Consider the following 12881-nt stretch of genomic DNA (forward strand, 5'->3'; position numbering starts at 1 on the left):
TATTTTCACTGATAAAGTAGTAAGATAATAGTGTAGTACAGTATACTACAAGAGAAAAAAAGTATGAAGAAATAGGTTGCAAGACCTGCAACTACCATGGTAGTTGCCTATGTCAAATTATATGTTTACACAATTTTTTGACTATTTTAAGACAAAAGCTTAGTTTATTAAATTAATTTTCTTCAAAATTTAGAGAAAGCAGGTATTAAAATGACAAAAAGTTTACAACTATTAACAGATCGTAGATCTGCAAAAAGATTTAAAAGTGATTTTAAAATCACAAATGAACAAATTACAGAGCTACTAGAATCAGCTCGTTTGGCACCATCTTCATTTGGTATGGAACCATTTCGAGTTTTATTTATTAAAAACAAAGCAATTCGTGAAAAATTATTAGGACCTTGATGAAATCAAGTTGGATCACTGCCTCAAATGGGTTGATGTTGTGATTATCTCCAAAAAAAGATGTTATGGTTAATGAAGTAATTGCAGAACAAAACAAACAAAATATTCCAGATGGTTTTGATGAAATTCGTCAAGCCATGAAAGATGGTCTTACTGGAGTTTGAGCTGCACACAATATTTCAGAAGAACAATGAGCAGCAAAACAAGCGTATATTTCCTTAGGGACAACCTTAAATACTGCACAAGAATTAGGACTTGATGTTTGTCCATCAGAAGGTTTTGATCCTAAAGCAGTAATGGAAGTTCTAGCAAGTGATGGTTTAGCAGATGCAACTCATGAAAATGTTGTAGTAGGAATGTTTGTTGGAAAAGTTGATACAAGTCAAGATTTCCACCATTTCTTTAATAAATCTCGTAAAGCACCAGAAAAGGCATACAAAATAATTGAATAGTTTCATAAATTTCAAGAATTTTCTTGAAATTTTTTATTTTTTTACAAAAAATGAAGTACAATAATAGTAATTATAATTTATTAGGTGAGTGAGAAAATGATGAAAGTTAGAAAAGAGTCGAAAATTAACACAAATAGTTCAAATAATTTTTATTGTGTTCAAGTAGTTTTGAACCTAATTATTTGAAACCTTTTTAGTTTTTTTAAAGTCTTTTCAAAAACTAAGAAATTTATGACTTTACTAATTATTTTTGCTGTTAATTTAATTTTATTAAACTTCATTGATTTATTAAAGTGATTTCCTAGAGTAAACCTTAAATCAGCTCAAGTTGTTATTTTTTGACTTGCACAATATGACTTTAAATTGTCCATTCTTTTAGAATTTTCAGTGATGACAGTTATACACAACATGTTACTTTTAAATATTATTTTGGTAACTGGTTTATTTTTATTTTTTATGGCTCTAACTTATGTGAGAATCTCAATAGTGACCTTTATTTGACAATCAAACTCACCAGTTTTAATTATAAAAAAGAAAGTTAAACTATTATTTTTATTTTTACAAAACCAAATTACTAGCTTATTTTTAAAAATAAGCTATAAATTGTTTAGAATTTTTAGACGTTTAAATAATGCTTTAAAATTTGAAGTCTCATTTAGGAAAAAATTAGCATTGTTAACCATTAAAAAGGGTGATGAAATACCCGAACTTTTTAGTTTTTAATTTTAATAAATCTAAATCAAAAAAACTGAAAAGGGGAAAAACTATGAAAAAATTACTTAGTGCTTTAAGTGCACTTACTTTAATGACCTCAACTGTTACTACTGTGGTTGCTTGTGGAAACAAAAAAGAGGATAATTCAGATAATAATGACAACCAAAATGAAGAATCACTAAAAAACAGTATGTTACAAGGAGCAGAATTTATGTCAAAAGTCATTATTGCTGCTCGTCATGAAAATTTAAATTTTAATGTTAATGAATTACTGTCAAGTTTAATTACACCAGAAGCTACTTTGATGAGAATGCCTCAAAGTTACGAATACGAGGGTAAAAATATTAATATTAATGGCGCATTATCAAACTACAAAAAATTACTAGCACCAACAATTGCTACTTTAGACCAAGATCATTATGCAGGAACATTTGCAAGTTACATCATGGGAATGTATGATGATGATTTTTACAAAACTATTATTAATGGTGAAAGATCATTTAATGATACTATGAACCAAGATGGAGATGTTGGTTTTAATAAAGCAGATAAAAATGCTTTGGGTTATTTAGCTGGTTTGAATAAAGATTTAAGCTTGGCAAGCAGTGATTCACGAAGATCACTTGCTTGAGGAATCCAAGATACAGGTGCTTTAACAAACTACTTGTTAAAACAAGGTTTTGATGGAGGAAACCCAGGTGACACAAGAGCTCGTTGAGGTGGATTAATTGGAAACCCAGGCTCAGGTGCTGATGTAAATAAAGGTGGAACCAATGGAGGGGGTTATGCTTTTTATAATTCGCTAATGGCAATTGGCTCTTCTGCATATAATATTCCAGTTAAAGATAAAACAGTTAAAACAAAACTTGCTAATCTTGACCCAAAAATAACATATACTGCTGGAGGTACAAGTGCAGCAGCATCAAAAATAAATGATATTTCATTTAATGAAATGGGAGCTACAATTGCAAAATCTGGACAATCTAATAATGTTAATGGTGGTATTGCCTTGTTTGCATCTATGGCTGAAAATCTATCAACAACAGCTTCAGGTGCTTTAACTACAGCTGAGTTTACAAATTACTTATTACCTGTGTTAATTACAGATATTGGAGCTGACGGTTTTTTACAATCATTATCATTTACTCTATTAACAAATATCTGAAAATCATTTAATGAAATTAGCAAGACAACTGATGAAAGTTTAGTTAACTTATTTGGTATTGAAGCTATTAATGAAATGGAAAAATTAGATGCAGCACCTGTACCAAATAGTAGTACGTCAAATGAATCTGTTAAAAGAGATCAAATTGGGTATGATGTTTTATATAAATGAGCACCAAAAGATCAAGAAAATCCAGGAACTAATGCTCAAATTATTGTAGATTTAGTCAACAAGTTAGCAGAAAAGTACGCAAATGCAGATAGTACACAAATTGAAGAGTTAAACACTAAATTGTTTTATGGCTATGATGGAGCAATTAGCAATCAGTACAAAAATTTTATTGATGATAAAGGAAATGTGTTTGCACCAGGTATTGGTATGGGTCTTGAAAACTGAAATAACCTAATCAAAAGTGATGAAGGGCTTGGTGGAATTAACTTACTACAATTAGGTCAAGGTGCTTATGAAATGGCACTTGATGAAAATTTACAAAAACAAGTAGAAAAAGTACACACTGAATTTGGTGGTAGAGAAATGGCTTTCAGAAACCTAACAAGTTCAGAAAAACAAAAATTTTTGCAATTATTGGGGTATAATGGTAGTGGATTTGAAAAGGATTCATATCTTGGCAGAACATACTCAGGATTTACAGATGAAAGTGTCATAGGTCAAAAACAATTTGCTATGTTGTTTAAGTCAATGAAAAATGTTGTAAATTCAGGGATGAAAGACGTCCATGAAAAAGCCTTTCAATATATTTATGATGACCAATACTGAACAACAAGTGAAAGTAAAGTTATCGGTACTTCAAATCTTGATTTAAACGGTAGCTTAGAATTTACTTTAAAATACACAGGGATTGGTGATAAATCATCAAATGCCTCATCGCAACATGCTAAGGTTGTAGTACCCGAGAACTTCAACCCTTACCAAACTATCTTGAAAAATCAAACAAAACTTTTACCTGAAGCTAGCCAACCAAGAGAAGGTGCTTTAAGTAAAATTGATACAAGTAGAAAATCAGGAGTAGTTCTTGGAGTAGAACAAAATGTTGTAAAAACTGATGATGATTTGATTAAGTATGATGGAGTTGGCTTGTTAAACAATTATGACAAAGTAGACTTCGAATATAAAGTTAAATGAGAAAATATCTCAAATGATCAATCAAACCCATATTGAGTAATTACTGGAATTGATTGTTTTAATAATGGACAACAATTCTATAACATATACTAAAAATAAGGACCATATTTTTATGGTTTTTATTTTAAATGTTAAGAGAGAGGAAAATTGTAATGTTACTATTTAAAAATGGTTTTCGAAAGTTAATTAGAGAATACATGCAGTTCTTGATTTTTATCATTCTAATAGTACTAGCAGCTATTTTTACTGCGTCTTTTGGGATTGTGAATTCTAACTTAACTAGAACTAACAATGCAATTACCAAAAACTTTAACAACTATGACTATTCATTTAAATACACAAGTAGTGGTTACAAATCCAATGACACCCAAACCTTAAATCCATGATTTGCTTTTAACACGGATTTGGTTTCAAAAAGTCAAAAGGAGAATTTTGCTACTTTAACAATTGGAGATAATGCTGATGCTGTTTTAAAACCATATGAATTTAACATTGCCAAAAACCAAGCGAATGAATTTACTTATGATTCAGCAATTTATCACTATAATTCAAATTATTATGTTAACTTTGGTTTTGGAGATACTGAATCAAGTTTTAGTAAAAGTAAAGACCAAAGCTTTAAACCAACACCCCAACAGGCAGTAATTAACTATTCAGTTGAAGACAAAATTAAAACTGTTGCTAGTGGTGAATTTGGACGCTTTTATCGTTTTAATTTTGAAAGCAAGTTTTTTAAAAATTCTTTATTTGGAAAACTTTATGCCCAAAATGCCAATTTCCAAGGAGAACTGTCTTCAACGGCAATTGCAGCAGCCACTGAAATATTTGACTACATGTTTTATTTAAATAATTCAGCCATAACTTCAGTCTTAAAGGCAACAATTGCAGAATACTATGAAAAAAATGCAAATGAGGCAAACATTAATAATCTTGTTGAAAATTTTGTTAATGGTGATGGTGATAACACCAACAAAACTATTGCAGATCTTCAAACTAATGGATTTAATGGTCGTATTGGAAACTTTGTTGAAAAACAATATTTCTTGTACAATCAACCCAACTTCACCAAAGCATTTTATACAACAAATTCCAATCATTATATGATTCAACAGTTGCAAAAAAATGGAACTTATTTAATTAAGGACTTTGAGTCACGATCATTGTTTTGAAACCCAACAGATGTTTCAGGATTTTTAATCAATTCAAAAAACATCACAGCAAAAAACCTGTTTGAAACTTATTTCAAACTAATTGGAACAGCCACTGGTTTTAATCTTGATTTAACTAGTGAAGTTGTGATGTGAAACTTGGATGGACAAAAGTTCCGCTATATTTCAGCCTTTTACAATGAAACCACAGAGCAAAACACTACCATTACAAAGTTTTATAATGAAGAACTTTACACAATTTATGATAGTTTTGCAGCTGAAGACTACTTAACTAGAAACAGTTTTATGGTTTCTAATGGGTTTGTCAAAGCCAACAATTGAAGTTTGGGTAAAAGTTATGAAATTTTCCCAGGTTTTAGTGGAATTCAAGCTCAATATCGTTTAGATGCAATTGGGGTTGATGCTTACAACACTTATCCAACAATTTATGAAGAAGATTTAATTACAAATCAAAATAACGAAGCAATATTTTACATTAATGCAGCTACCTTTGAAGCCATGTTCAACCATGACCGAAATTCTTCAAAGTTACTTGATGACTCAGCTTATCAAGATGTTAGTCGAGTTTATTTAAATTATGTTGGTGCAAAAACTGCTAAAGCAGATAATTTAAATTTATTTAAACTGTATTTAGCAGACAATATGTCATCAATCAAAGAGGTGCAAGAAGTTTTAAATGAAGGAACTGAGTCAAAGATTTTTGATGAAGAAACTAGTTTATCTCGCGCTAATGTCCAAAGTACAGCAGAAACACCGACTTTGGTTTTACGTAGTACCATGTTTCCAACAGTGACTAGTATGTTTTTAGTTATTTCAATTATCTTTTGTTTAATTTTTGTTTCTTGTATTTTATTTATGGTTTACACCATTACTAAAAAAGTTATGCAGTCTCATCGTAAACAAATTGGTAATTTAAAATCCTTAGGTTATTCAAAATTCAATATTTTAATCAATTATTGGCTTTACATGATTATCCCAATCACTATCATTACTCCAATTGGTTGAGCAATTAGTTTATTTTTACAAATCCCAATTATGAACATTTTTGAACATTATTTTAATATTCCCACAATGTTTACAATTGATTGAGTTTTATTACTAATTTTATGACCGGCCTTTATTGGGGTTAATTCCTTGATGGTGGTTTTAGTGGTTTACAACACAGTTAAAGAACCATCACTAGTTTTATTAGCTGAACTCAAAACAGTGCAAACCAATTCTTGGTTTACTAGATTTATTAGAAGATTTAAAGTTGGAACCTTTAGTAATAAACTAAGATTAACTTTAGTTTCAGTTTCTTGAAAAGGACTAACAACTTTCTTTGGAGTTATCTTACTATCAAGTTTTATCTTGACAATTTCAAGTTTAGTGCCAAGTACAATTGGTAAAATGAATGAAGAGTTCTTCCGAAATGTCAATTATGCAAATCAGTTTAATTATGCTAAAACAATTATCAACAATCCTTTGACTAGAACTGAATTTTATCAAGCCAGTGATGATCTTAAAGAAGATAATTCAGCCATTTCTTCTTTTAACACCTATGTTAAAAGCAAAAACACAGACAATTACTTAAATCTTTTACAAGATTTCGATAACTGAAAAAATGAAGATGACAATAAATATTTACAAACCTTTGAAGATGTCTTTTTAAATAATGTTTTAACTTTTAAAGGTGTAAGTATTTCACCAGGAATGCTTGAAGAAGTGATTACAGCTTCAGGGAAAATCAATAACCCAACAACTCAATCTCAAGTTAAAAAAACTATTAATGCTTTTACTTGTCAAGTTTTACCACAATTATTTGGTCAAGATGCCATTGCTGGGGAAACCAATGATTATAATGACTGTATTAAGAGTATTTCAAATAACTTAATTCCTTCAACAGTTAAACAAATGTGAGTTGAAGATGACAATAACTTTAAAAACTTTGGTTTCAATTTCTCCTTAGTGCCATATAATGCCACTGAAGATGAAATGGTCACTTATGTTCAAGCCAGTGATGCTAAAACTCGTTTAGATTTACAAGTTTATGGTATTGATCAAGCAGCTGGTTTACATAATTTAAATTTAAGTAAACTAGATGCTGTTAAATATGATGCAGCACTTGACTACATTCCAGTGCTAATTAGTGAAAAAATGCGCTTACAAGGTTATGGGGTTGATTCAACCTTTAATTTAAATGTTCCTGTAGAAGTTTTAACACTGCAAACTAAAACAGGTTATAACATTCTTCAAGATAGTGCCTGAAAATATGCAGATCAAAATCACCAAATTGCTGATTTATACACCATAGATTTAGATAAATTAACTTATTCACAAAAAACTTATGCTGGAAATGAAGCTAGTGGTGCTAGTGGAACTACTTTTTATTATAAAGAGGGAAACCAGTATAAAGAGTATAATGATTTAAGTAAAATTCAACTAGATTTAGATGTAAGTCAAGTAGATCCTGACTTATTAGCATTAGTAAATGCTGAATATGAAGAATATTCAAAAAAACCTGTTGAAATAGTTAACAATATTTTAACAGTGAACCCTTTTGATGTCTTTACGTATGAAAATGGTCAACCAAATCGTTTAACCCCAGGTGATATTGCAGTTACTGGAACTAATACTTGAATGAATATTGCCTTAAAAGAAGGGTTACTTGCCAATGAAGTGACCCAAGCTCAAACAAAACCAGTTAAAGTGGTTGGAGTTGAAAAAATGTATAATGGAAACTTCTTATACACTGACCAATTGTATGCCAATGAAATGCTTGGTTTTAAAAACCCAGCTGCTCGTAAAAACTTTGCCAACAATTCTTCAGTTAACATTTGAAGTAATGCTAAATTAAGTAAAAATTCTCTTGTAACAGATCAAATGCAACGCTACATTTTAACTCCAGAAAACATGAACAACACTACAATTGGGTTTAATAAATTTATGACCCAACTGATTGGAAAAACAGATTATGTTAATATGAAAAAAGCTGCAGTTAATGACTTAATTGGTTCAGTTCTATCGATTATTGTAATCTTTATCATAATTTGTTTATTTACTTCGATCATTGTAATTTATCTGATTACTGATATGTTTGTTGGTAAATACAAAGTCTTTATGAATTACATGCGAATTCAAGGTTACTCGTTGCAAGAGGTTAATGCAATTATTATTTGAATTTTCTTACCACTTACCATTTTGGCCTGTTCTCTTGGTTTTGGTTTAGTACTACTAACGGTTTACACAATCATTCCAGCTGCTTTAATTTCTTTAAACATTGCAGTGCCATTAATGTTAAATTGATTTATGTTCCCAATTATCTTTGCAGCAGTTCTTGCAATTTTTGGAACAGCTTATGGAATCATTATTCGAGAAATGTCTAAAGTTAATTTAGCAATGATGATGGGGTAAACCCCAAAATTGAACCTAGTTTACACTAGGTTTTTTTGTTTTTAATTTAAAGTTTAGCACTAGATAGAGTTAATAACCTTTTAAAATACTATTAATGTTTACACTTTTTTGACAATAACTGCTTTTAATAAGTAAAACAATGAGATTTTATGGAAAAAATTATTTAAAAATCAATCTCAAATTAGGTCTAAATATGTTAATCTTTAAATATAAGGAAATATGTGGAGATGTTTTTATGAAGGGTTATAAAAAAAGCAGTTCAGCAACACTTAGTTATAGTCTTGTAATCTTAGCATTACTAGTTTTTCTAATGCTTGAAGTTTTTCACCAATATTCATGAAATTATCTTGACCAAATTGCTTATTTAATTTTCAACCCAGCATCTTATTTAGTACTTTTACTAATTACTGTGGTTGTCATTTTTGCACAATTTACTCGTTTAGTTAGTGAACTTAATACAAGTTTACGTTTAGCAATCTTTACTAAAAGATTTTTACTAAACAAAATCATTATTAAAAGAGTGGCCTTAATTGCCTTGATTACAATTTGTTGTGGTTCAATCTCTTTTATTAATTTCTTTAGTGAAGTGACTTTGGTTTCAAACTATAAAGCTTTTGTTGCTATGATTTCACTATTTTCAATCACTTTACTATTTATTGCTATGTTATTTGGAGCTGTGATCTTCTATGTTTCAAAATATGAAAAAAGCAAAGTAGAGCAAGTTTTAACAGAAATTAACTTTAGTTTTTCAAATCTAGCAGATGAAACACCATTGTGCTCAACTCAATTAAACAAAAAATATTGTGAACAAGACTTTAATAGTTTTATTAATGTTTATATGGTTAATAAAAACATTGATGTTTTAATTCAAATTAATATTACTTATGCAGAATATTGAAGTAATTTGAAAAAGAGTAAAGTACCACCTTTGGCTGTAAGTTTTAATTAAAATAATTATTTATTACGGGAAAATCAGATTTAAGATTATTGTTATTTTAAGAGTCAACCTTTTACAAGATGTCATAAAATATTAAAATGTATGAAATGAATTAAAAACTTATACGACTTAAGGTGAATTTATGAAAAAATTACTTGAACTGTTTGCTGTGGTTAATTGACCACCAACTTTATTAATTTCAACTTCAAAATATAACAAATTACTTGTTAGTTATTTTGTGAATCTCGATTTTACAAATTGATTGCGACTCATAAATTTAAGTGAAATTAAACCCAATGGAGAAATAGTGAAAAAACTAGAACCTTTTAAGCAAAGCATTGGAAGTGTTGCAGGTTCAAGTAGGATAATGTTTAGTGAATTTAGATTAATAGAATCAAATTGTGAGTTAAAAAAACTCAATTCTCAAACCAAACAAGATTTGAAAGTTAATGATAATTTAAAGAACATTAAACAAATTCATAAACAAATGGCTGAAACATTTCCAAGTTCAATGAACTTAAAAATGTTTTGAAAAAGGACCAAAGTTCATTTTACAGGTGTAACAAATAACTTAACAAAAAGATTATTATCTGCAAGTGAACAAATTTATGAAGTTGAAAATAGTGCCCGGTTTTTAAGAATTTAAAAGCCAGATACCTCTTCAAAAATAAACACAAACCTGTAAGTGATAAAAGTATAAAACCTAGCTATTAATTTACTTTGAGTTAGTAAAAAATGCAAAAGGGAGATACTAAATCATGAAAAAATTATTAGGATTATTAGCTGCAGTTGGTTTAACTGCAGCATCAACTGCAAGCGTTGTTGCTTGTGGTGCAGACATAGAAAAAAGTAACAACAACACCAATGATGATGGTGAAAACATTGAAGGTTTACAAACAGACTTAGGAGAAATTGACAACATTTTCTCAGATACATTATTAAATACTTTTAAAGCAAAAAATAGTGCTATCAATATTAGTGATTATGAAGTCTTTAGTTACAACCAAACTAGTGCTCAAATTGTTAAGAAAAAAGTGACAGAAGCTAGCAGCTGAAAACCAATTACTGTTAACTTTACAATCAAACCACTAGATATAACTGAAACTAACCAAGCTTTGGTTAGAAACATTGTGGCAGGAATTATGGATGAAAATGGGATGATAGATCAAACCTTAACAATTTCAAAAATTCTAGCACAGAAAAAAATCACCAAGGCTGCAATTAGAACTTCATTTGCTCAAATGAACGGAATTTATTTAAATGAAAATGACATTGAAATTGGTGAAGTAGATTATACAAACTTCTCAGTTTCAATTAAATCAAAAAACCAAAACATTTTAAAAGGCACTGATGAGGAAATCATCACCTTAAATAGAAATGTTGACACCACTAATTTATTAAAAATTACTGATGTTGGCAGAATCTATTTACCAGGAGAAATGTATGATAATCGTGCTGACTTCTTTGATGGAGCAAATAACCCTGAAAAAGTTGGTATGGCAACAACTGCTTACACTATGGTCTTTCAAAATATTGGAGATAAAAACCCAATCTTTGCTTATCTTGCAAAAGATTTAGCAAGTTCAGCTACTGGAATACTTAGTGAAGCTAGACAAAATATTGGCGAAAACTTAGCCTTAGACTTTTTAAAAATTAATTTAGGATGACAAGGACAAGGTATTGGAACAAACTGATTAGCAAAAAATGGAGTCTTTAGTAAAGATTCAAAAACTACTACTATTAAGTTTGAAATTGTTAAAGAAGATCGAGCAATTTTAGGAACTTACAGAAAACCAAAACTCTTGGTGAAGGAGAAGATGCAACTCAAGTTCCAGTAGATTTCAAAGTTTCAAAAACAAATTATGATGCAAAAAATATTGTAAAAATTAAAGAAGAAATTTATAACCAATTAGAAGCTGAGTTTAAAACTAAAGTTAATTTTGAAGTATTTACAAAATTTACAAAAATAAACTTTACTGATGAAGGTAAAATCCCCACAATTGAAACTTTACCTGGGGGAGATTATATTTATGGATTAGATCCAAGTGCATGACAATTGATTGCCTCAAATATTTCAGATGAGTATAAAGAGAGCTTAAAACCAATCAGTGAAGGTACAGGTTGAGGTTATAAAATTGTAGTAGAATAAAAAATTTAAAAATCATAAGGAGAAAACATATGAAAAAATTATTAGGATTATTAGCAGCAGTTGGTTTAACTGCTGCATCAACAGCCAGTGTTGTGGCTTGTAGTGACACCGTAGGTGGTATTAACAATCGAGATAAAAATGCTTTGGGAGAAATTGCCAATATTTTCCCAGAAACAATCTTAGCTGCTTATAAAGCCAAAAATGATAATGTAAATACTGATGAAATGGAAGTATTTAGTTATGATCAAACTAGTGCAAAACTAATTTACAAAAAAGGTTTCTCAAACCCAAATAAATTTGAACCAATTAATGTGACTTACACAATCAAAGCACTTGATTTAAGTGAAAATAACAAGTCACTTGTAACAAATATTATTGCAGGTAATATGGATGAAAATGGAATCATTGATCAAACCTTACCTCTTAAAGATGTTATGAGTCAAGGGAAAGTTACAAAAAATTCAATTAGAACTTCATTTGCTCAAATGAACGGAATTTATTTAAATGAAAGTGATATTGAGATTGGTGAAGTAAATTATGAAGATAACTCAGTTTCAATTAAATCTAAAAATCAAAACATTTTAAAAGGTGATGATGAAGAAATCATAACTTTAAACAAAAATATAAATTCTGCAGATTTACTTAGAATTACTGATGTTGGAAAAATCTATCTACCAGGTTCACTTTGAAAAGACAGAGCAGATTATTTTGGAAATGAAAATACCACATTTATGCAGTTAATGGTTTCTGTTCCATTTGTTTTTCAAAGTGTTGGAGATAGGAACAAATTATTTACATACTTAGTACAAGATTTAATGGTAGCTTCTATCTCTATGATGGGTGAGATGGAAAAAGATGTTAGTGCAAATATATCAGTAAATTCATTAAAATTAAACTTATCATGGGGTGAACAAAACCCACTTGCTGTTGAAAACATTATTGATAGAAGAAGTTTGACTACAACAATAGAGTATAAATTGATAGAGGAAAATAGAATTGTATTTGGAGATTATATACCAGCAAATGATTTAAAAGTTTCAAGTGAAGCATATAATGGAAGAAGCATCTCAAAAATTATTGAAGAAATCTATACACAAATGAATGATGAATTCAAGAATTTAGTATCTCAGGAAATGTTTGGGAAATTTGTAAAAGTGCATTTTGTTGAGAATGATGAAATACCAACTATTGAAATTTTGCCAGGTGGAGACTACTTATATGCAATTGACTCTAATGCCTGAGAATTAATTGAATCTCTTAACATAATAACAGACCCAGAATTAATTGAAAAATTAACACCTCCAAAAGAAGGTACAAATCCTGGTTATAAATTCGTTGTAGCAGATGAATAATT

General features: G+C 29.4%; 9 protein-coding genes. All 9 read left to right on the top strand.

From position 1 onward, the window contains the following. Nucleotides 1–210: 210 nt before the first annotated feature. The 9 genes from SCLAR_RS02085 (at nucleotide 211) to SCLAR_RS02125 (ending at nucleotide 12879) form a co-directional block, all read left to right on the top strand. Nucleotides 211–486 (top strand): nitroreductase family protein, encoded by a 276-nt coding sequence (locus SCLAR_RS02085; protein ID WP_100254296.1) that lies wholly within the window; start codon nucleotides 211–213, stop codon nucleotides 484–486. After that, nucleotides 441–857 (top strand): nitroreductase family protein, encoded by a 417-nt coding sequence (locus SCLAR_RS02090; RefSeq protein WP_169921835.1) that lies wholly within the window; start codon nucleotides 441–443, stop codon nucleotides 855–857. The genes SCLAR_RS02085 and SCLAR_RS02090 overlap by 46 nt, the downstream gene beginning before the upstream one ends. A 96-nt stretch (nucleotides 858–953) precedes the next feature. Further along, a complete protein-coding gene (locus SCLAR_RS02095; protein WP_100254298.1) occupies nucleotides 954–1580 on the top strand; it encodes a hypothetical protein in 627 nt (208 codons plus the stop codon). Nucleotides 1581–1623: 43 nt separating this feature from the next. Beyond that, entirely contained in the window at nucleotides 1624–3972 is a 2349-nt protein-coding gene (locus tag SCLAR_RS02100; RefSeq protein ID WP_100254299.1) for a Vmc-like lipoprotein signal peptide domain-containing protein, read from the top strand. A gap of 59 nt (nucleotides 3973–4031) precedes the next feature. Further along, complete coding sequence (locus SCLAR_RS02105; RefSeq protein ID WP_100254300.1) at nucleotides 4032–8441, top strand: ABC transporter permease; 4410 nt, start codon at nucleotides 4032–4034, stop codon at nucleotides 8439–8441. A gap of 235 nt (nucleotides 8442–8676) precedes the next feature. Continuing rightward, nucleotides 8677–9390, top strand: a complete 714-nt coding sequence (locus SCLAR_RS02110; protein ID WP_100254301.1) for a hypothetical protein — start codon at nucleotides 8677–8679, stop codon at nucleotides 9388–9390. A gap of 130 nt (nucleotides 9391–9520) precedes the next feature. Beyond that, nucleotides 9521–10024 carry a hypothetical protein gene (locus SCLAR_RS02115; RefSeq protein ID WP_100254302.1) on the top strand — a complete coding sequence of 168 codons (504 nt, stop codon included), beginning with the start codon at nucleotides 9521–9523 and terminating at the stop codon, nucleotides 10022–10024. Between the two features lie 112 nt (nucleotides 10025–10136). Continuing rightward, a complete protein-coding gene (locus tag SCLAR_RS02120; protein ID WP_100254303.1) occupies nucleotides 10137–11216 on the top strand; it encodes a lipoprotein in 1080 nt (359 codons plus the stop codon). A gap of 340 nt (nucleotides 11217–11556) precedes the next feature. Beyond that, nucleotides 11557–12879 (top strand): lipoprotein, encoded by a 1323-nt coding sequence (locus SCLAR_RS02125; RefSeq protein ID WP_100254304.1) that lies wholly within the window; start codon nucleotides 11557–11559, stop codon nucleotides 12877–12879. The last annotated feature ends 2 nt before the right edge of the window (nucleotides 12880–12881 follow it).

Source organism: Spiroplasma clarkii (genome assembly GCF_002795265.1).
GTDB classification, from domain to species: Bacteria; Bacillota_I; Bacilli_A; order Mycoplasmatales; family Mycoplasmataceae; genus Spiroplasma_A; species Spiroplasma_A clarkii.